24 protein-coding genes are annotated in these 21,135 nt (G+C 42.1%); 19 read left to right on the forward strand and 5 right to left on the reverse strand.

Translation table 11 applies throughout. The features are described from left to right. Window positions 1–6: 6 nt before the first annotated feature. The 14 genes from NYE72_RS08680 (at window position 7) to NYE72_RS08745 (ending at window position 12,561) form a co-directional block, all read left to right on the forward strand. The gene (locus NYE72_RS08680) at window positions 7–834 is read left to right on the forward strand and encodes an undecaprenyl-diphosphate phosphatase (protein ID WP_036684081.1); all 828 of its coding nucleotides are present in this window, start codon (window positions 7–9) and stop codon (window positions 832–834) included. A gap of 144 nt (window positions 835–978) precedes the next feature. Further along, window positions 979–2,091, forward strand: a complete 1,113-nt coding sequence (locus NYE72_RS08685; protein WP_036684079.1) for an HD-GYP domain-containing protein — start codon at window positions 979–981, stop codon at window positions 2,089–2,091. 221 nt (window positions 2,092–2,312) lie between these two features. Continuing rightward, window positions 2,313–3,449, forward strand: coding sequence for a radical SAM/CxCxxxxC motif protein YfkAB (gene yfkAB, locus NYE72_RS08690; RefSeq protein WP_036684078.1), 1,137 nt, complete (start codon window positions 2,313–2,315; stop codon window positions 3,447–3,449). Window positions 3,450–3,469: 20 nt separating this feature from the next. Further along, entirely contained in the window at window positions 3,470–4,828 is a 1,359-nt protein-coding gene (locus NYE72_RS08695) for a hemolysin family protein (RefSeq protein ID WP_036684171.1), read from the forward strand. Between the two features lie 164 nt (window positions 4,829–4,992). Further along, on the forward strand, window positions 4,993–5,673 hold the full coding sequence (locus NYE72_RS08700; protein WP_076100020.1) for a response regulator transcription factor: 681 nt from the start codon (window positions 4,993–4,995) through the stop codon (window positions 5,671–5,673). Further along, window positions 5,670–7,424 carry a HAMP domain-containing sensor histidine kinase gene (locus tag NYE72_RS08705; protein ID WP_076100019.1) on the forward strand — a complete coding sequence of 585 codons (1,755 nt, stop codon included), beginning with the start codon at window positions 5,670–5,672 and terminating at the stop codon, window positions 7,422–7,424. The genes NYE72_RS08700 and NYE72_RS08705 overlap by 4 nt, the downstream gene beginning before the upstream one ends. Window positions 7,425–7,466: 42 nt before the next feature. After that, on the forward strand, window positions 7,467–7,991 hold the full coding sequence (pssA, locus tag NYE72_RS08710; protein WP_036684073.1) for a CDP-diacylglycerol--serine O-phosphatidyltransferase: 525 nt from the start codon (window positions 7,467–7,469) through the stop codon (window positions 7,989–7,991). Window positions 7,992–7,998: 7 nt separating this feature from the next. Further along, window positions 7,999–8,493 (forward strand): DedA family protein, encoded by a 495-nt coding sequence (locus NYE72_RS08715; protein WP_339211715.1) that lies wholly within the window; start codon window positions 7,999–8,001, stop codon window positions 8,491–8,493. Window positions 8,494–8,540: 47 nt separating this feature from the next. Continuing rightward, a complete protein-coding gene (locus NYE72_RS08720) occupies window positions 8,541–9,566 on the forward strand; it encodes an AI-2E family transporter (RefSeq protein ID WP_076100015.1) in 1,026 nt (341 codons plus the stop codon). A gap of 207 nt (window positions 9,567–9,773) precedes the next feature. Next, window positions 9,774–9,992, forward strand: a complete 219-nt coding sequence (locus NYE72_RS08725) for a spore coat associated protein CotJA (protein WP_036684070.1) — start codon at window positions 9,774–9,776, stop codon at window positions 9,990–9,992. 3 nt (window positions 9,993–9,995) lie between these two features. Then, a complete protein-coding gene (locus NYE72_RS08730; RefSeq protein ID WP_036684069.1) occupies window positions 9,996–10,262 on the forward strand; it encodes a spore coat protein CotJB in 267 nt (88 codons plus the stop codon). Window positions 10,263–10,312: 50 nt separating this feature from the next. Then, window positions 10,313–10,882 (forward strand): manganese catalase family protein, encoded by a 570-nt coding sequence (locus NYE72_RS08735; RefSeq protein ID WP_036684067.1) that lies wholly within the window; start codon window positions 10,313–10,315, stop codon window positions 10,880–10,882. A 114-nt stretch (window positions 10,883–10,996) separates the two neighbouring features. Further along, window positions 10,997–11,686 carry a helix-turn-helix domain-containing protein gene (locus tag NYE72_RS08740; RefSeq protein WP_076147889.1) on the forward strand — a complete coding sequence of 230 codons (690 nt, stop codon included), beginning with the start codon at window positions 10,997–10,999 and terminating at the stop codon, window positions 11,684–11,686. A 20-nt stretch (window positions 11,687–11,706) separates the two neighbouring features. Next, window positions 11,707–12,561, forward strand: coding sequence for an IS3 family transposase (locus NYE72_RS08745; protein ID WP_081383579.1), 855 nt, complete (start codon window positions 11,707–11,709; stop codon window positions 12,559–12,561). 381 nt (window positions 12,562–12,942) lie between these two features. Here the strand turns inward: NYE72_RS08745 and NYE72_RS08750 are convergent, their stop codons facing one another. Beyond that, window positions 12,943–13,278 carry a potassium channel family protein gene (locus NYE72_RS08750; RefSeq protein WP_076104570.1) on the reverse strand — a complete coding sequence of 112 codons (336 nt, stop codon included), beginning with the start codon at window positions 13,276–13,278 and terminating at the stop codon, window positions 12,943–12,945. 218 nt (window positions 13,279–13,496) lie between these two features. Here NYE72_RS08750 and NYE72_RS08755 point away from each other — a divergent pair, with 218 nt between their 5' ends. Together NYE72_RS08755 and NYE72_RS08760 are read left to right on the forward strand one after the other, a co-directional pair. Next, window positions 13,497–13,835 (forward strand): hypothetical protein, encoded by a 339-nt coding sequence (locus NYE72_RS08755; protein WP_038569602.1) that lies wholly within the window; start codon window positions 13,497–13,499, stop codon window positions 13,833–13,835. 32 nt (window positions 13,836–13,867) lie between these two features. Continuing rightward, window positions 13,868–14,275 (forward strand): HAD hydrolase family protein, encoded by a 408-nt coding sequence (locus tag NYE72_RS08760; RefSeq protein ID WP_081388120.1) that lies wholly within the window; start codon window positions 13,868–13,870, stop codon window positions 14,273–14,275. 311 nt (window positions 14,276–14,586) lie between these two features. Here NYE72_RS08760 and NYE72_RS08765 read toward each other — a convergent pair whose 3' ends face one another. The 4 genes from NYE72_RS08765 to NYE72_RS08780 form a co-directional block, all read right to left on the reverse strand. Beyond that, the gene (locus NYE72_RS08765) at window positions 14,587–15,786 is read right to left on the reverse strand and encodes an MFS transporter (protein ID WP_076104606.1); all 1,200 of its coding nucleotides are present in this window, start codon (window positions 15,784–15,786) and stop codon (window positions 14,587–14,589) included. 66 nt (window positions 15,787–15,852) lie between these two features. Next, window positions 15,853–16,470 carry a sugar O-acetyltransferase gene (locus NYE72_RS08770; protein ID WP_038569607.1) on the reverse strand — a complete coding sequence of 206 codons (618 nt, stop codon included), beginning with the start codon at window positions 16,468–16,470 and terminating at the stop codon, window positions 15,853–15,855. A 38-nt stretch (window positions 16,471–16,508) separates the two neighbouring features. Beyond that, window positions 16,509–17,417, reverse strand: a complete 909-nt coding sequence (locus tag NYE72_RS08775; protein ID WP_051491321.1) for an ROK family protein — start codon at window positions 17,415–17,417, stop codon at window positions 16,509–16,511. 664 nt (window positions 17,418–18,081) lie between these two features. After that, window positions 18,082–18,612: a hypothetical protein gene (locus NYE72_RS08780; protein WP_076100009.1), complete on the reverse strand. Its 531-nt coding sequence runs from the start codon at window positions 18,610–18,612 to the stop codon at window positions 18,082–18,084. Window positions 18,613–18,930: 318 nt separating this feature from the next. On the opposite strand from NYE72_RS08780, the gene NYE72_RS08785 reads away from it, so the two are divergent. The 3 genes from NYE72_RS08785 to NYE72_RS08795 are packed head-to-tail and all read left to right on the forward strand — an operon-like array spanning window position 18,931 to window position 21,135. After that, the gene (locus tag NYE72_RS08785; protein ID WP_076214349.1) at window positions 18,931–19,461 is read left to right on the forward strand and encodes an RNA polymerase sigma factor; all 531 of its coding nucleotides are present in this window, start codon (window positions 18,931–18,933) and stop codon (window positions 19,459–19,461) included. Continuing rightward, on the forward strand, window positions 19,458–20,282 hold the full coding sequence (locus NYE72_RS08790; RefSeq protein WP_038569608.1) for a hypothetical protein: 825 nt from the start codon (window positions 19,458–19,460) through the stop codon (window positions 20,280–20,282). Before NYE72_RS08785 ends, NYE72_RS08790 begins: the two co-directional genes overlap by 4 nt. Beyond that, on the forward strand, window positions 20,272–21,135 hold the full coding sequence (locus tag NYE72_RS08795) for an ABC transporter ATP-binding protein (protein ID WP_076214345.1): 864 nt from the start codon (window positions 20,272–20,274) through the stop codon (window positions 21,133–21,135). Before NYE72_RS08790 ends, NYE72_RS08795 begins: the two co-directional genes overlap by 11 nt.

Here is a 21,135-nt window from a genome sequence, read left to right on the forward strand (position 1 = left end):
GAAATTATGGACACGATTACAGCTATTATTTTAGCAATTGTCGAAGGGATCACTGAATTTATTCCTGTTTCTTCTACAGGACACATGATTTTGACCTCGAAGCTTCTGGGCTTTGATGAGCAGGATTCGATTATGAAGACTTATGAAATCGTTATTCAGCTAGGGGCAATATTGGCGATTGCGCTTGTTTACCGCGAGCGTGTGCTTAATTTGCTGGGCATTGGGCGTAAGAACTCAGGAAGAGGCGGTGTGATGCCGGCGTCTCGTTTGAACTTAATCCATGTAATACTTGGGATTGCCCCAGCACTAGCTGTGGCATTTTTTGCCCGCGATTTTATAAAAAGTCTCTTTGGGGCCACGACTGTTCTTTGGGCGCTTGTCGCCGGAGGGATTCTAATGATTATCGCAGAATGGGTAAATAGACGCAAAATTAGAGTTACAGCGCATGAGCTAGACGATCTTTCTTACGGACAGGCGCTGGCTATCGGGATGTATCAGATTATTTCAGTGCTTTGGCCAGGATTTTCCCGTTCGGGATCTACGATCTCCGGAGGGATGTTAAGTGGAGTTAGTTATAAAGCTTCTGCGGATTTCTCCTTCCTTATAGCCATTCCTATTATGTGTGCGGCTTCCGGATATGAACTGTTGGATTCTTATAAGAACTTCACTAGTGAGACGATTGGCTATTTTGTAATTGGATTTCTGATTTCTTTTGTAGTGGCTTATGTAGTGGTCATTTTGTTTATGAAATTGATTCAAAAGATTAGATTGACGCATTTCGCGATCTACAGATTTATTCTTGCTGCTATATTCTGGTTGTTTATTATGCGTTAATGCCCATAGGCAAAGACCTAGACACACCCGATGTTCTTCATGGTGCACCTGTCTGATCTCTACATAAACGGTATAGACAAAGCGTGTGACCCAAGGATTTCAAAACAGAATAGCATTTTACCGTTAAAGGCAGGAGTGAGCTAAGTGCGTTTAGTATCCGTGAATCAGCTTCAAGCAGGCATGAAATTAGGTAAAAAAATATATAATGATGAAGGTCTAACTCTCCTCGCGGATGGGGTGGAGCTTACTGATGCGTTGATCAAGAGGCTTGCAAGAATTGACATCGGTTATATTTACATAGAGGACTCTGTCACGGACGATGTTGAGATTATAGGTATGCTTCAAGATGAGACGCGCAATCAGGCACTGAAGGTGATTCGTAATCAGTTTCAGCAAATGACAGGCGCTTCAGGAATAAGTAAGGGATTCTACCATCTGGATAAAAAATTCTCAAAAATCATGGATAGCATCCTGGATGATTTGTCTTTACAAGAAGATCCGATGATCATGCTGCTTGATATGCACACTGCTGATAACTACTTGTACGTCCATTCCCTGAACGTCTGCTTGTACACTTTGGTGCTTGGCATTGCGCATGGGTACAGCAAAGAGGAGCTTCGAGTGATTGGTCTGGGTGCGCTGCTGCATGATATTGGCAAGACCCAAGTCCCGATAAAAATCATTCAAAAACCCGGCAAGCTCAGTGAAGATGAATTTCGGCATATGCAGGCACACACCGAGATCGGGTATCAGATTCTCAAGGAAGAACCGAATATCCCGCTGCTCGCGGCTCATTGTGCGCTTCAGCATCATGAACGCATTGACGGATCCGGATATCCGCGGGGATTAAAAGGACCTCAAATTCATGAATATGCCAAATGGTTGGGCGTGGCTGATTCCTACGATGCCATGACCTCCAACCGGGTCTACAAAAAGGCTATGCTGCCACATCAAGCCGTTGAGGCGCTTTATGTAGGTTCCGGTACATTGTATGAGCAGAAGCAGCTAGAGTTATTTAGAGATCGTGTGGCTATCTATCCACTTGGTCTTACGGTGAAGCTCAGTACGGGTGAAAGTGGAGTTGTTGTCAAAATAGATCCAAGTACGCCTCACAGACCGATCGTACGTGTGCTTACAGGGCCTGAAGGAGAGAAAGTCGTACCGTTCGAAAGGGATCTAGGAAAAGCCCTCTCCGTTGTTATCGTTGACGTCGCAGATCAAGGCGATTCTGTGGGAACGCCAAAATATTTATCATAGCAGCGAAGAGAGAAGATTAGGCTTGTCCGCATAACTCGCGGAAGCCTATTCTTCGTCTCGCTGCTATTATTTTTTACAGTGAGAAAGCTTGTGAGGACAGTCCGAAAGACATCCGAAGTGCAGTTTTTCTGACTAACGTGGTATGATATAGGATAAGACACCGTTCAATCTTCATGATTATGGGTTAATAATAGGAATAAGATTTAAAGGAGCTAGTACAAATGAATGTTTTAAGACCATTAACATCTTCACCGAAGGAGCTGTCGCCAAGCTACGATCCATGGGATCCCATTACTTCTTTACGCAAGCATGGACGCCATGTGCTAACGAGTGTGGAATTTACAGTAACCAATTTATGTAATATGCGGTGTGAACACTGTGCGGTAGGTGATAGTTTAACCTCTAGAGAAGGGGATATGCTGCCGCTTAAAAATATGTTGGACCGTTTAGATGAAGTAGAGCATCTGGAGACTATTAGTATTACCGGCGGAGAGCCTATGTTTTTGGCCGGAACGGTGGATAATATCATAGTGCCGCTCTTAAAGTATGCCAAAGAGCGGGGGATTAGATCGCAAATTAATTCTAATCTGACGATGCCGTATGCTCGATATGAAAAGCTGCTTCCGTATTTGGACGTTATGCATATTTCTTTTAATTATGTGAACGGAGACGATTTTCATGAAGTTGGTTTTGCCAACAGCGGGCATGCTGTTTCAAAGGAAAGTGCATATCGGTTATATAATGCAATGATTGAGAATTCTCGACGGCTAAGTGAGGATGGTATGCTAATTTCTGCGGAAACTATGATTAATTACCGTACACATACTAAGCTGCCTGAAATTCATAAGTTGATTCTCGATATGGGCGCCAAACGGCATGAGGTACATCCTATGTACAACTCCAGCTTTGCTTCGGCGTTGCCAGTGTTGTCCTTGAATGAAATGCGGACGGCAATCCATAAACTACTGGATACCCGTGATCCGGAGATTTGGATGCTGTTTGGGACCCTTCCGTTTTTTGCTTGCAGCTTCCTGGAAGAAGACCAGAAGCTGATAAGCAGAATGCGCGCCGAGAAGAATGTTACCCTTCGCAATGATCCGGATGGCCGGAATCGAGTGAACGTAAACATGTTTACGGGCGATGTTTTTGTTACAGATTTCGCTGATATCGCAGCCTTTGGCAACATCGAGAACCAAAAGCTGGATGATATATTTATCGATTGGCAGACTAAACACCCGCTGAACCAAAAGGTGAACTGCCACTGCGATGCAGCAGGCTGCTGCGGACCTAATCTGTTAGTGGCGGATATGTATTATCCGGAAGTTGACTTCAAAACTAGAAAAGCGATCAATCTGTAGAAATGAGGCGTTGTTAAGTGGTGCATACGGAATTTGAAGTAGGGAGATTATTGCTTAATCTTTTGCTGGTTCTGGTGCTCGTATTATTGAACGGTATTTTTGTAGCAGCGGAATTTTCATTAGTTAAGGTCAGGCAGTCCCGCCTGACCCAACTTGTCAGTGAAGGTAATAAAATGGCTGGATATGCTCTGAAAGTAAATAAGAGACTGGACTCCTATTTATCCGCCACTCAGTTTGGGATAACACTTGCATCGCTGGGCTTAGGTTGGGTTGGAGAGCCCGCGATTTCTGAGCTGTTGGTCGAACCTTTAATGTACCAGATGGGGATCACCGATCATACCCTGATTTCTACCGTATCTGTGATTATTGGATTTTCGATCATTACATTTTTACATATTGTACTTGGGGAGCTTGCTCCTAAATCGCTTGCGATTCAAAGAACAGAAGGTTCGGCACTGTTGTTATCTGCACCCCTGATGTTCTTCTATAATGTGTTCATGCCTTTTATCTGGGTGCTGAACGCTTCAGCCAACGCGTTGCTTCGGTTAGTCGGTGTGGAGCCTGCAAATGAAAGTGAAGCAGCACACTCGGAAGAGGAAATACGTATTCTGATGAATCAGAGCGCCAAGAGTGGCGTCATTGACAAAGATGAAATGAAACTAATGGATAATATCTTTGAATTCTCAGATCTGCTTGCACGTGAAGTCATGCTGCCTCGTACAGATATGGATGTGCTTTACAGCAATCTTTCGTTAGAAGAAAATATGAAGATTATTACCGAAACGAGACATTCACGTTATCCGGTTGCTCTGGAAGATAAGGACCGTATTATCGGTTTCATTCATATTACCGACCTGTTGTTTGCTCCACCGGAGCAGCAGAATGATCTTACAACTCTGGTTCGGCCTATCCTTAACGTTCCGGAATCGATGGAGATCAGTCATACTCTTCGTTTTATGCAGAAGAATAAGGCGCAGCTAACGTTGGTTGTCGATGAATATGGCGGCACAGCAGGTTTGCTGACAGCAGAAGAGATTCTGGAAGAAATCGTAGGAGATCTGCATGACGAGTTCGAAGATGAGCGTCCAAGTGTGGAACATAACGGGGAGTATATCTCTGTTGAGGGCCGGATGCTGATTGAGGATGTCAACGATCTTACGGGTGTTGTGATTGAAGATGATGAGGTGGATTCCATCGGCGGCTGGTTGTTTAAGGAGCTGGAGGGTAATCCAACCAAAGGAAAACGTGTCAAAGTTGAAGATGTTATTTTTGAAGTCGAGGAATCGACAAGATTGCGTATCACTAGAATTAATATCCACCGGGAACCCCGTGTTGAGGATGAAGAAACCTCATCAAAATTGGACGAGGATAAAGAATAATCTATTAAAGATTGTAACGTATTGTTCCGGTTGATCAGGGATATAATGAACTCCTCCTGTAAGAGCTTTATGGCTCACGACAGGGGGAGTTTTTTGTGGACACATAAAGGACATAACGCTCGTCTATGCTAATGTTTATAAATTGTTTGAAAGCGGGGTCTAGATTGAAAAAGAAACTTCTTCTCGTTGAGGATGAAATTCGTATTCGTGAACTGGTATCTGATTATTTCTTACAGAATGATTGGGAAGTACTTGAAGCGGATAATGGAAGAGATGCATTGGTTTGGTTTGATTCACTGTTGCCGGATCTGCTGATTCTGGATATCATGATGCCTGCTATGAATGGCTTTGAAGTGTGCCGTGAAGTTCGTGAGAAATCAGCGGTACCCATCATTTTGTTAACCGCCAAGTCTACAGATGACGACAAAATCTATGGATTTGAATTAGGAGCCGATGATTATGTTACAAAACCATTTAGTCCAAAGGTGCTGGTAGCCCGGGCAAATGCACTCATGAAGCGGGTTGAAGGCACCCATCAGCCTGAATCTGGCATAATAAAATTTGGTTCCGCGATGTTTAATACCTTAGCTCATCGGTTGGAGGTAGAAGATGCGGAAGTGGAGCTTACCCCTAAGGAATATGATCTTTTATGGCTTTTAATACGAAATAAAGGGATTGTCATTTCAAGGGATACGATCCTCAGTCGGATCTGGGGAATTGAATTTGAAGGAGATTCCAGAGTTGTGGACAGTCATATTAAAAAGCTGCGAAGTAAATTGGGTTATGAATCACGTTTTATTCGTACGGTAATTGGCACAGGATACATGTTCGAGGAAGAGGCATGAGAAGACGGGGAATTACTTTTAAACTGTTTGTGATGACCGTTATCTTTTTCCTTTGCTTCTATGGCATGGTGATTCTAAGCCAATTGCTGTTGTTTGACAATTTCTATCAGAAGCAAAAAGAGCACCGCGTGGAGAAACACCTTAAGAGCTTTGCGGCAAGATATATAAGTGAGCCATGGGGAAGCACTCGAACCTCTCAGGAGCTTGTCCGGTTTATGCTGCGGAATAAAACACAAATGGTTATTTTGAAGCTGGATGGAAAGATGAATTCAGAAGATCCATTTCATATAAAGCTAATCGATGATGACGGGAAGAGTATGGTTGTTTCTTTATCCCTATTCATGAATCAGTACGGAGATTCACTGAGAGCAGCAAACATTAAAGTAGATGATCAGTTGAGCGTGGAAGGCGAACTTTTGGACGAAGACAGTGCTTCACCCGTTATACTCTACCCCATAAGCATTACAAAAAAAGGGGGCGGAACAATAGGGGAGACGGGAGAGACTGGGACGATTCATGCATCTGGTACTGTTGCCGAAGTTGTACTGCCTGATTTGAAAATATGGAATCCACGCCAGGGAATACTGTTTGAGGCTCTAGAGGAATGGTTTCCTTTGACACCGGCGCAGGCAGAAGACTTCAAAAATTTGAAAATACAGAAGCAAGACTGGATTGCTCCCTGGAGTGGGAGTCGCAATTCTGTGGTTATTCTGCCCCTGAAGCAAAGTAACGGAGAAATTGAATTACTATTCACAGTCACTTCATTACAGGAAGTTAAGGATTCGAACGATGCGTTGCGTTGGTTCTTTTTATATCTGGGAATGGGTGGTTTTGTCCTGATTCTGGTGCTTTCTCTCTTTTTCTCGAAAATGGTAACGCGTCCGCTAATTAAATTAAATAACATAGCCAAACGTATGGTTTCTCTGGATTTTACAGGGGACACATCGATTCGGCAGAAGGATGAGTTAGGCAGCCTTTCTAACAGCATGTTCACCTTATCACTAAGTCTGGATTCTGCTTTACGAGAGTTAAGAGAGGCCAATCAGCAGCTAGTTGAGGATATGGAGCAGAAACAAAGAATGGAGATCATGCAGCAGGACTTTTTTGCCAACGCCTCCCATGAATTGAAGACACCACTCAGTATTATCAAAGGTTTTGCTGAAGGCTTGGAAGATGGCGTTAGCGCCGGCAAGCAGGATCACTACATTAAGGTAATTATTGAGGAAGCCGATAAAATGGAGTTTCTTGTCAAAAATATGCTAGATCTAGCGCGGTTGGAGTCGGGCACGATTAAACTTCGGAAAACTTCCTTTATGTTAAGTGAACTGACGGAAAAGGTGACGGACAAGCTGGTCCACTTGCTGAGTGAAAAACATTTGGAAGTCATCATTATTCCTGCAAATGAATTACCGGTCTATGCGGATGTGAACTGGATCGAACAAGTTATGCTAAATTTTATGACCAATGCTATCAGGCATGCGGAAGAAAGAAGTTCTATCACCGTCAATATTGAGAGTCATGCCCAGACTATTGTATTCACTATTCAAAATATAGGAGAATCAATCCCTGAAGATCAGCTGGAGCAGATCTGGGAGCGGTTCTATCGGTTGGAGCCATCCCGCAGTCGAATGACAGGCGGTACGGGTCTGGGGCTTTCCATTGCGAAGCGAATACTAGATATGCATGCTTGTCTTTATACAGTGAAAAATACGGAGAACGGTGTCAGCTTTACTGTGACCTTTGTAGGTTAAATCGGATCAACAGAAATACTGCTATGAAAGGGGTGAGATTGTATGAAATTGAACTGGTTGCCTTCAACGTGCACACTAGGAAACTTGGGACTAGGATCACTGTCCTTGTATTTTACGATTCAAGAACGATATAGCCTAGCTTTATTAATGATTTTGCTCGCGGCAATATGCGATGTACTGGATGGATTACTGGCAAGAATATTGCAATGTACTAGTGAATTCGGTAAACAATTGGACTCATTGGCGGATATTATATCATTTGGTTTAGCGCCTACCTTCCTTATCTTGTTGTATAGGTTAGAAGATGCCCACTGGATTGGACCTGCAGCTGCAGTTTTCTTTTTGATCTGTGGCGCACTTCGTTTGGCCAGATTTAATCTGTCGGCGCCTTCCAAAGGGTTCGTGGGGATGCCGATTACTGCTGCTGGAGTCATTCTGTCGATGATTTCTTTACTAGATGAACGTATGAAACCAGGACTGGTCATCGGATTAATGGCATTGCTGTCCGTAATGATGATCAGCCGTATCCCATTTCCGTCCCTTAAAAAATCCTTCAACAGGAAGTGATACACCCATGCCTTGGATTATAGAGTTTATTTCACAGTACGGATATTTAGCCATATTTGGCCTTATGGCACTTGGGATTGTCGGACTTCCTGTGCCTGATGAGGTGTTAATGCTGTTTGTAGGCTATTTATCCTCCGTTATGGTTTTGGATTTTTCACTTTCTGTATTGGTTTGTTTCATGGGATCCATCACAGGAATGCTTATCAGCTATACTATTGGTCTAAGGCTAGGGCAACCTGTGGTAGCAAAATTCGGCAAGTGGGTTGGCCTTACACCCAAGCGTTTTGCGAGTATGAAAAGATGGTTTTTGCGGTTCGGAAACTGGGCGATTTTCATTGCTTATTTTATTCCAGGTCTGAGGCATGTATCGAGCTATATCTCTGGAATCAGTGCTATGTCTTTCAAAAAATATATACTTATAACGACTGCAGGAGCGCTAACCTGGTCACTCCTTTTTGTTTCTATCGGCTTTTTTGTGGGGGCTAAGTTTTCCTTTTTATAGCCATTGAAGTTTAACATTATTAATCGCAATTGAATGGAGCAAGATCAATGAATGTATTCAAGCGATTCTACGCGAATAGTACTACCAGACGCTTTTTTATTCTCGCACTTATCGGGTTGCTGCTGTACATGGTTCGTGGGATGCTTAATCTGGTGTTGCTGACGTTTCTGATTGCTTTTGTCATGAACAGCTTTCAGATTGTGCTCAGTAAACGAATTGGTAAATTCATGAAGGTTAACAGTAAGGTGATTATTGTCATTTTATACCTTGCTTTAATCGCATTGATTGTACTGGCCCTTGTAAAATATCTTCCTAAAGTATTGGAGCAGATTAAGCAATTAGCCATCTTCCTCACCAATCTCAAGTCAGAGGATCTTCCGCAGAACAAGATTACATTATATTTGTATGATATGCTCAGGGACCTTAACTATCAGTCCTATATCAAAAGAGGCATCGATTATGTGCTGCAGGTTAGCAACTGGGGTGCAACTTTCGTTCTATCAACCATTTTAAGCTTTGTGTTTATTCTGGAGAAGAACCGGGTCGTCAGTTTCACTTCTAGGATGAGAGAGAGCAGGATTGCCTGGTTTTATATAGATCTGGAGTATTTCAGCCGAAAATTCATCGTTTCCTTTGGGAAAGTAATAGAAGCGCAAATTCTCATTGCCATGTTCAATACCTGTCTTACTGTTATTGGCTTGTGGCTGCTTAACTTCCCGTATTTATTTGCCCTGGCGATTTTGATTTTTTTGCTCAGTCTCATTCCGGTGGTTGGTTTTTTGATTTCGCTCATTCCGCTTTTAATAATTGGTTACAACATCGGCGGTCTGATAACAGTTACTTATGTGCTGGCGATTATTGCGGTGTTGCATTTTATCGAAGGCTATTTCTTGAATCCTAAGCTGATGTCCACAAAAATGAATTTGCCGATGTTCTTCACCTTTAGCGTGTTGTTGTTCTCTGAGCATTATATAGGTGTCTGGGGACTTATTCTTGGTATTCCTATCTTTGTATTTATGTTGGATATCCTTGAGATTACCCACGAAGATTCGTTCAAAAGAGCGAACCCCTAAGCTGAATACTAAAAGACTCAAGTTATAAGCTGTTTCCGGTACTTTTCCGGAGACAGCTTATTTGTCGTGCACATTGCTCAAAAAAATTGCTAATGGGCTTTTTTTGTAAATAACGTTTTATATTGTGTCCTGCTGTCATAAGTTAGCTAAGGGAGTAATGTTCAGAGTCTTTAAAGAAGGAACAGGAACAAAGGAGGTACAAAAAAGATGGAATCACAGCTGCGGAGGTATACCCCCTTTAGGGGCCCGTTTGATCCTTGCCCACCGGTGCCGTTCAAGACGTATGTAGTTCCACCCAATCAATTTATCACCTTTCAGCCACCCGATTTGCCACAGTTTAGTTTGCAGGAGGCTCTGAAGTATGGAACGCTCTGGCCAGCACTATTTAGTCCGTATGAATCCAAGTGCAAAGGAGGAGGAAAATAGACTATGGAGGCAAATCCTTGCGACCAACGTTATTATGAATTGCTTGAACAGTTGCAGACCCTTGATTTTGCCTTAGTGGAGTTGAACTTATATCTAAATACGCATCCTGACGATCTGAGAAGTATTGAACAATTTAATCAGCTTACGCTGGAACGAACCAAGCTAGCGAATCATTTTCAGGAGTTATATGGTCCGCTGCAGAATTTTGGCCGCGCTTATTCTAAATGTCCATGGGAATGGAATCAACCCCCTTGGCCTTGGCAGGTGTAAGAGGAGTATAACCGTAAGGAACTATTTTTCTAGAGGAGGGAAGTTCCCGAATGTGGATATACGAAAAAAAACTGCAATATCCGGTACGGGTGGGTAAATGTGATGTCCGGATGGCGCGTTATTTGAGTGAGCAATACGGAGGAGCAGACGGCGAGCTCGCCGCTGCACTACGCTATATGAATCAAAGATACACGATTCCAGATAAAGTTATTGGCGTGTTGAACGATATTTCGACTGAGGAATTCGCTCACCTTGAGATGATTGCCACGATGATCTACAAGCTGACAAAGGATGCTTCGGTATGTGAATTAGAGGAAGCGGGATTAGGGCCACATTTTGTAGCGCATGATCATGCCCTGTTCTACACGGATGCTAGCGGTGTTCCATTCACTGCAGCCTATATTCAAGCTAAGGGAGACCCTTTGGCAGACCTTTATGAAGACATTGCGGCTGAGGAAAAAGCCCGGGCTACATACCAGTGGCTGATTGACATGACGGATGACGTGGACCTGCAGGATAGCCTCAAGTTCCTGCGGGAGCGGGAGATTGTGCATGCATTACGGTTTAAGGAAGCGGTGCAGATTATTATTGATGATCGGAATCAGAAGCGGGTGTTCTAAGGATTTCTGTGAAAAAAACATTAAAAGCCGTTCTCTTCTATTGATAAGCTCCCATCATAGTAGACAGTAGAAAAAACAAAAACTTCTACTGCTACAATGATGGGAGTTTTTCTAATGTCTAATAGAAGTCCAACATCTTTAAAAGTAAAATTACATGTCGTAAGGCTGTGCCTTGAGCACAAGTCAAATCCAAACTATGAGGCAAAGCAGCTAGGTCTTAGTTCACACACAGTTAGAGAATGGATTAGGAAATATAAAGCAGATGGTTTGGACGGGTTGAGGGAATCGAGAACATGGAAATCATACCCAAAGGAATTGAAGCTTGCTGCTGTTAACGAAGTGTTGTCTGGTCGTTGCTCCGTTGAAGAGGTGACAAACAAGCATTATATTTCAAGCAGAAGTGTTTTGACAAAATGGATTACCAAGTATACTAATGAGATAGAATTGAAACCTACACATACAGGAAAAGGACTATCTCATATGAACCAAGGACGTAAAACAACTTTCGAAGAACGCATTGAAATTGCACAATATACCATCGCTAATGGATTGGATTATCAGAAAGCGATTGAAAAGTACGGAGTATCTTATCAGCAAGTTTACGCATGGGTCCGGAAATATCAAGTTGGCCGCGAGGAGGCTCTTCAGGACAATCGCGGTCGCAAAAAGCCTGTAGAAGAACTAGATGAGCATGACCGCCTTAAACTACGGATTAAAGAGCTAGAAGCGCGAAATGAATACCTAGAGATGGAGAATGACTTCGCAAAAAAGTTGGCGGAGATCAAGCGACGAAATACACGCTAACCCTCGTTCGACAAGTAAACTTGTATCAAGCGATTCAAGAACTGAACAAAGAAAAAGGTCACGCAATTACGAAGTTGTGTGCGTTAGCTGGGGTTGCTCGATCTGCCTATTACAAGTGGTTAAAATGGAAACCCTCTTGCATAGAACTTGAAACTCGTGCGTTAGCGAAAGAAGTAAAGCTACGATATGACAAGCGAAAAGGGATTCTTGGCTATCGTCAAATGCGCACGCAATTAAACCGAAAGCTCAAAAAGCAGTACAACAAAAAGCGTTATTACCGAATTATGTGTGCTCTTGGGCTTAAAGCAGTCATTCGCAGAAAACGAGCGAGTTATGTGAAAGCTACGGAGATCCATGTAGTTGAAAATGTAATGAACCGTAACTTTGATGCCAATTCTCCTAATTCAAAATGGTGTACAGATGTGACTGAACTGAAGTACGGGAATGGGCGCAAAGCCTATTTGAGCGCTATTATTGATGTATATGATAATTCCATTGTCTCATGGGTATTAAGCCATTCCAACAACAATAAACTCGTGATGGATACGTTGAAGAGGGCTTACGCGAAGAATCCTGGCGTATCCCCTCTTTTACAAAGCGACAGAGGCTTCCAGTACACGTCTCATGAGTACAACCGACTTCATGTAAAATACGGATTTAAGAAAAGCATGTCTCGTGTGAGTCGGTGTTTGGACAACCAACCTATTGAGCGTTTTTGGGGTACATACAAGTCAGAAAGCTATTATCTTACAAAGTATGACACCTATGATGATGTCCTCACAGAGGTTAGCAAATATATTCACTACTACAATAATTACCGCTACACAGAGTGTTTGGATGGCTTGTCACCTAGCGAATACCGACGAGCTGCATAACGAAGATACCTCAGTTCTGGCAATACGAACTGAGGTATCTAAACTAACTATTTTTGTTTTTTACACTGTCCACTTGACAGGGAGCACTTCACTATAAGAGAACGGCTTTTTTACGTTAGAAAATATGGAGCGGCCAACAATCCAGCCATGCATAAAGCCATTTTTCAAGCCTTGTTTGGTCATTTCAATGGTAATGGTGAAAGCAGTAAAGCTCTTGCAGCCATTGGAGATGAGACACGTTAATCCATCAACATTGCTTTGATTGAAGGTGAAAGTGATTGCGAAAAAGAAACAGATATAATCGAATATTTGAAAAAAATAGCCATGTCAGCTTCGGCTAACAAGGCTATTAATAATGTCACGAGTTCTGGATTCCATTATTTAATTGTTATCTTTATCGGTTTGTTTGATCAGTTCATAAGCGATATACCCCATCATTCCCAAGAACAACCCTGTGCCTGCAATAATGTAAACGATCGTAAATATTTTTCCGAGTGCTGTCTGGGGAACAAATGTTGGATGACCTAATGTACTAAGCGTTGCAACACAGAAATAAATAGCATCCAGGACAGACAAACCTTCCTGTTTGACATAAAAAATGGTTCCGGACAACAGCGTCATCAAAACTAATAAGAATAATGCTTGGAAATTTTTACGTTTGAGCGCTTTCCATAAGCCCGAAAATAAACGTTTTAAAGTTAGTAAAAATGATAACATGCAGCTCCACCCTTCATTTATATTAGAGCATACATAACAAATTAACGTCAAATTTAAAATAGATTTGCAGGAAGAAACCGAGGAGGATGTGGGGAGCTTGAATTTCTAACACTCAGAGCAGAAACTGGTCGCAATCCATTCAAAGCAAGTCTAAGCTATGTTATTATTACCTTATATTTTCCTATAAATAACAATATATAGAGTTTGGAGGTTTATGAATGAGAAGTAAGCGTAGCTTGATAATGCTGTTATTGTTTGCTTTGACGATTATACTTTCAGCCTGTAATGATAAAAAAACTGCAATATTATCCATGGATGAAATACAGGATCTAGCTCATCAAGGCGAGGCGTTGTCGTGGAAGGATTTTGAAGGTTATCCCTTTGAAGATGTCGGTTCAGGCTTGTACATCCGTAAATATGAAATCAATGAAAACTACCATGTGCTGGTGGGTGGCGGAAGTGTTGATGCAGCTCCTCTGTATATAAATCTTGTCAAAAGAAACGGAGAAAAGATCGATATCCGTTATGATGACATCGATCATTTTATCCTCAATTAAATGAGGGGCATTTAGGTCTATGGTTGGCGGGAATGGTGCGGAGAAATGTAGATCCAGAACAACGCGCCAAAAATGTAACTCCATCGGAGCTGGATGAGATTGTGAAGGTAGTTATTTTGAGCAGTCTGAATGGGGAACAACTTATTCATAAGCTGCAAAATCTGCCGATTGAGATCTACCAGCATGGACAAGAAGATATTATGGATATAAGTCCCCAAGGTGTAAACAAATGGACAGGACTAAAAAATTTAGGCATAGAACCGCAGCAATTTATTGCTTTTGGTAACGATGCTAATGATATAGAAATGTTCAGACATTCCGCACACTCGGTTTGTGTTGGCGATCATATAACCTTGGGAGAAGTTGCAACGGAAAAGGTTAGTAGCGGTGAAGAGCAGATTGTTAGAAAAATAATGGAGCTGGCGGGAGGGCTGCGATAATTGTTGGGATGGTGATCACCAGCTCAGAGGTCATTGTTGCGGACTGTATAGTCGCTATTTCAGGATTTAGCTTCATTAGGCGGAGTGTTCGGACTCAGGAGGCGTTATCAAGTCAGAAGACAGCGGTTTTTGCACAAAAACAACTCAATAACGACTCTGGGGTCCGAAAAACCTCGTTTCTGCCTATTTCGAAGCCAATAAGGTCATTTGAGTCCGATGGTGGGAGGTTGGTCGCTATTTGCAACAAAACAACCTGCCATGAAATCAGCAGGTTGTTGCAGGGATGAGCAGAAGTAAGTGCGATAACTATTCTATATAAGTTCTTGGCGGCGATTTAAATAACGATATAAAACACAACCGGATATCGCGCATATAGCTGCACATAAACCGATAAAACCATACCCAGCTTGAAGTCCACGTAGCAAGCCAGTTTGTGTTTCTGCTCCGTAAAGCCGCTTCACACCTTCGATCACTGCACCTATGGCATAGTTGCCAATCACGCTACCGACTCCCATTAGTGTAACTGTAAAGGTGATGGCAGTGTCACTGCCATGCGGATACCTTTTTGCGATAAACGCCATGACGGTCGGATAAATCATAGCGATACCTATGCCTGCTGCTGCAAATAGAAACGCGAGCTGTTCCCCACCCAAAATAGCAGCAAACGTACATAAGGCAGAGAAGGCTGAAAAGATGATAAGCGATAGATTGAAACCAATCTTATCTGTAACCGGCCCCAGCAGGAGCCTTGCTAGCGAGAAGCAGAGAAAAAAGGTGGACAACATACCAGAAGCTGTAACTGTATCCCACAAGTATGCTTTTTCTAGGAAATTCACTAGCCATCCACCTACTGCAAGTTCTGACACTACACCGAAAGAAAGAATAAGCACCATCAGCCATAAAGCGGGATCGCGCACCAGCGTTTTTAATGGGATCCGGTCCTCTTGTGGAAGATCGTCACCCGGAAATGTACTGCGCAAGGCAGATAGAATAGGCAGTAAAGATAAGCTTAGCATAATCAAATACATTCCGCGCCAGTCGAGTGGATGGCCAAATATACTTACCGACATGAGTCCTGTTGCCAGCAGTGGAGCTAAGGTTGAACTAAATCCGTAGAAAAAATGGGATAAGTTCATCATCGTCCCGGTATTTTTTACGAAGATGCGTGCTCCCAAAATGGCAAGACCAATCTCCAGCATTCCGTTTCCGATGTACATCAGGAAATAAGAAGCTGAGAAAAAGGGGTAGCTGTGGGAGATATAGATTAACACTCCTGAAAATATCATGGATGCAAAAGCAATGATACTGACAGCCTTGATCCCCCACTTCCGAACCAATACAGCTGTAAAGGAGCAGGCGATCAAATAACCTAATGCATTTAGGGATAAAAGGGTGCCAAGCTGTTTCTCGTCCAGATTAAAGTCGAATTGGATTCGCGGAATGGCGGGTCCTTTAATATTTTCCGATATGCCAAACACTATAAATCCCAAAAAGATGGTCGCCAATTGCATGGCATAAATCTTGTTAAATCCCCCGAAGCGCTTTTTCAAATTAAGATCCTCCCAGAGCGGGTTACTTTATTGCTCAATGTCTCTGTAATACTCTTCCTTAAGTTTTTCCCAGTGTTGCTTATCGTCTTCGGTGATTGCTCTTAATACCTTGCATGGGTTACCCACCGCAATTACATTGTCAGGGATATCCTTAGTTACGACTGAACCTGCACCGATGATTACATTGTTGCCGATTTTTACCCCAGGATTAATTACCGCGTTTCCACCAACCCACACATTGTTTCCAATGGTAATTGGTGTACCGAATTCAAGCATACTAATACGCACGTCCGCATCTATAGGGTGACCAGCAGTATATACGCCTACTCTAGGTCCAAAGAGAACATTGTTACCAATCGTTACTTTAGCTACATCAAGGATAATGCAGTCAAAATTAGCGTAGAAGTTATTGCCAACGGTAATATTACTGCCGTAATCACAACGGAAGGGAGGTTCAACATATAATGATTCTCCTGTAGACTCAAATAATTGCTTGAGTAGTTCTACTCTATATTCACCTTGTTCTTCCGTCGTATTGTTAAATAAACGAGTGAGCATTCTGGATCTTTTGTTATCCTTTGCTAATTCTTCACCGCCTGCCATATATAGCTTTCCTGCGATCATGTTTTCTTTGTTTGTTGCCATTCGTAGTTCCTCCTGAAGTGTATGTTAGTTTTATGTTTTTAACGGCGCTTCTCAACCAACTGCAATGAGTAGGTTAAGCTTTCAAGTGTGATCGCAATTAATCCGTTCATGTAATGATCATCAGGTTGATCCAGCACAATTAAGTGAGGCATATGCTCCTCTGGAATCACTTCCAGACAACGTTGATAAATCGGCCGCACATTCTCTTGTTTGACTTGTTCTCCTGTGAGAGCTATGGTCTCTGGATTAATAATTGCAATCAGGGACGATATAGTGTGAGCCGCCAAAGGGATGAAGGTATCCGTGTGGTCCAAGCTACTCAATTGCTGTTCACGCGAGATTCCAAACGGTAAAAAAGAGACTTCACCAGCAAATCTAGTATTACCTTTGTGGATATGCCCGTCGATCATCATCCCGGCGCCTGGAAAAGCTCCTTTGATAAAGGTCACCACGACAATGGTTTTATCCTCTTCATAATCCTGCTGTTTATAGAACCCGTAAACGGTCAGATTCATATCATTTTCAATCGTGACTTCAAGCTCGTATTTTTCTCTGAGCAGTGATTCTAAGGGAGCATTAATTAACTCTTTAATGTCACAGATATTAATGACACCTTGGTGAGCAAGGCCGGGAATTCCAATCCCGACTGCCTTGATGTTGTTATATTGTTGGATAAGCGTATCCAGCAGATGGTCGATGGCTGCAGCATCTATGTACTCTAATTCCATCCATCCATGATCCACACGATCACCAACTGAATTGGTCACCGCATAGGTTATGGATTTCTGGCCATCCTCAATTTTGGCATAGATACATGCAATATAGGAAAAATCAGCGTTATAGATAAATCGTCTGGCCGGTCGACCTCCATTTGATGCCTCCAGTTCAGTCTCAATGACTTCACCAGTCTCCAGAAGTTCATTCAGGATATTTCCGCAGGTAGCAATACTTAATCCGGTGGCACTTGCAATCGTGGATTTGGTTCCTTCTTTCATCGATTTCAAGGCCTGCTTGATAAGCTCCTGATTTATCTTTTTAACACGAATAGAATTGTTTGCGATTTGGGTTATTTTATTCACCTCTAGACTTTTAAAAATGGTTATTAAAAGTATTATCAATACTATAACTTGGCTCTATATAATTGTCTAGCAATCGACAGTTTTTTATTATGGATTTTTTTGAAATGACATGTGGCTTTTAATCAACCTGCGGTGTCTAATTAAATGTAAGGTCAAGAGGAGGTTCTTACAATGTCTGGAGCTCATGACAAATCCACTGTTTATCCGGATGCACAGGGAGACAAGCAAAGCTTTGAAATCACTTATAATCAATATCGCGAAAGAATCCATAAATATCTTTTGTTGAAAGTAAACTCGGGTCAGAGCAAATTCATAATCTTGTTATTCCTACTTTTCAATAATTAAATTCCGAGGGCTGGGATCTTTAAACGATCCGAACTAGAGTTGCATGAACAATTTGTTGTATATTTAAAAAATAGATAGTTAGATTTCTATTCAAGGGAACCCATAAGCCATCTGGATGACTTCTGGGCCCTGAATATTTCGATGGAATGCCTAATATGATTAGCGGGTTTAAATCAGAATGTTAGCTTTAATTGGCATCCGCTTGTATAACAAAAGCATATCTATATTCTTTTTCTCCCCAGCTTGCCGTTATGCTAAAGCCTCTATAGTCTTTTTTGTTCTCTTCGTAAAACGAACTCAATGAAGAAGCCATATGCTTTTCGATCGTAAAGGAATATTTACCGTCTTCTTTTGTAATTGGAACTTCTAGTGTTTCTCTGGATGAAAATTGATAAGCTCCACTCTTATTTAGTACGCTATCTTCGAGCGATACATTATCTGGCTCAGAATCTCCAAAGTCTAGAGTAATGATTTCTCCATTTTTTAAATATTGAATATTCTTTACTGCATCCTGCTCAAAGGCGAATTCAAATCCACTTGCTTCAGCGTTTGAGGATAAGTCACTCTTCGCGTTAGCTAATTTAGTGTTAGATAATGTTGTACTTTTAATTTCTTGATCTCCTGCGCTTATCTTAAGATCTCCTATATTACTCTCTGCACATCCACTTATACCTATTAAAGAAACTATTAAAAGAATAGACAGCATCATTTTTTTCATCGAACAATAATCCACCTTTTCCGAAGAGTTTCACAAAAAGACCACTTGTAATGAGTGTACACTATGGAAATTAATAGAATCAATGTTATATAATTCACTAAGATACAAGCTGAGAATGTTCACTCATAATTTGAACCGGGGACATAATCTAGGGAAAATTTATATTCGGCCAGCCAGAACCTTCTGGTTGGTCTTTTTAATGTGATGCGTCTACTTTGTAGGCGATTTCGTTATATTTAGTAGATTGGTAGATTGGAGGGGAATTAAATCGGAGAGGACAAATGGGTCACAGAAGCGCAGCAGGGCAATGAGGCAGCGGTGGAATTATTAATTCGGTATACCTATAGCGATATTTATCGATTCATCAGATGGAAAATACATAATGACGAATTAGCCTGGGATCTTGCACAGACGGTGTATGAAAAAGCATGGGCCAAGCTTGGCAGCTATCAAAATAAACAGGGGAGTTTTCGAGCTTGGTTGATGGTGATCGCGCAAAATGTCTGCATTGACTATTTTCGCAGCAAAAGTGCTCGGCAAGCAGAGTTGAATCAAAGCTTATCTGATGAAATCACAGTCGAAGGAGACTTTCTTGAAGGAATATTACTTCGTGAAGAGGTTAAGCAGGTATACGCCGCGATTTGCTCACTGCCAGAGGAACAGAGGGATGCGCTCTTGTTAAGGTATAAATATGAATTTACGTTTACAGAAATAGCTGCCGTAACTCATGAACCTGAATCAACTGTGAAGTCAAGGGTAAGTCGATCACTGATAAAATTACGCGATTTACTAAGGTATTCCAAGCAAGAGGATATATCCCAACCCCTAAAGAAAGGAGCAGGGAAATGAGGGTTAAACGTAACCATCAAGATTACCTCAATCTAAATTTACAGGATGAGATGACAGCAGAGTCTGTAGAGGAGATAGTGAATTCCATCAAGTGCATTCCTGAACCGCCACTCCTTGACGGTTTTGCAGAAGAAGCCATGAGCAGGTGGAGAAGATCCAAGCGGGCTTTACCTGCGCCAGTCCCACCAGTTCCTCTATTTGTACGGGAACAGATGAGGATTCTTTTTTCACAGGGATGGTGGAGAGAAGTTGTGCTTGGTGTGATCTTGTTTGTAGTAGGATATTTGGTTCTGAGTGTTACGGAGATTGTTAGCCCTATGTTTATTCTGTCCATCGTGGGTTGTATTCCTTTACTGGTGGTCGTCTCTCATACGGCTCGGAATACGCTCTGTGGAATGGGAGAACTCGCACGTAGTTTTAGAATCCCGTTGCATCGGTATGTGCAAGCTCGGTTCCTTATGGCAGGGCTGATCTCACTAATGATTAACTTTAGTGTTACTGCTATGGTAACCCCTTTAGGGGGAAAGGAGTTTATGCTGCGTATGACCTTGCTATGGTGCATCCCAATCCTAATGAATGCGGCGGTAGCGTCAGTATTATCTACGCTGATACGTAATTTTAGACAATTAACGACCGTACTCTTCAGTTTGCCTCTCTTTTGGATGATTTTATTTTCCGGAGAATTTGCAGTGAGCTGGACGACGTCGGTTGAGTTATTTTGGTTAATGGGATTGGGTGTTCTGTCGGCAGTGTTATTTGTCTTAGCCATGAGGTTTCAATCCAGAGTATTGAGCAAGGGAGGGTTTCTGATTGGAGCTTAAACTATGTAATATCGTACATGATTTCGGCAAAAAGCGAATTTTGAATACTATTAACCTTTCTATGTCACCTGGTGTGTATGGTCTTCTAGGACCTAACGGAACAGGAAAAACGACATTGATGCGTATTGTCGCAGATGTTCTGTATCCGACTCGTGGAAATGTACTTTTAGATGGACAAAACAAGGATGACATGGGGGATCAGTACCGGGCTCAGATTGGTTATTTACCACAGGAACTGGGGATGTACAATCATTTTTCAGCTCGTGATTTCTTGTATTATGTTGCTGCCCTAAAGGGGTTGACCAAGAAGGAGGCGAGTGATCGTATAGAGGTTCTGGCTCAAACGGTTAATCTATCCGGTGAAATGGATAAAAAATGCGGAAAGTACTCCGGCGGGATGAAGCGTAGACTCGGTATCGCACAAGCATTGCTTAATAATCCGAGCATCCTCATATTGGATGAGCCCACAGTAGGACTTGATCCCTCGGAACGCGTAAGATTTCGAAATTTAATTTCTGAAATATCAAATGAGCGCATCGTTATTTTGTCTACTCATATCGTTTCTGATGTTGATCATATAGCTAAACAGGTGCTACTGATGGGGCGAGGAGAGTTACTTCGTCAAGGAACAATTAAGGAGTTGACCGATGAATTGCAAGGAGAGGTTTGGGAGGTTCATATCCCTGCACGGTTGCTGGCTCAAATCGAAGAGAAGGGAACTGTAGTGAATGTGCAGCAGTCAGATACTGGACTAGTGGTTCGGATAGTCAGCAAGGATTCGCCAGTTGAGAATGCGGTAATGGTGAATCCTTCATTAGAAGATGTATATATGCATTATTTTCGGAGGGGATGA

The sequence above is a fragment of the Paenibacillus sp. FSL L8-0333 genome, from assembly GCF_037965665.1.
In the GTDB taxonomy this organism is placed as follows: Bacteria; Bacillota; Bacilli; order Paenibacillales; family Paenibacillaceae; genus Paenibacillus_AQ; species Paenibacillus_AQ odorifer.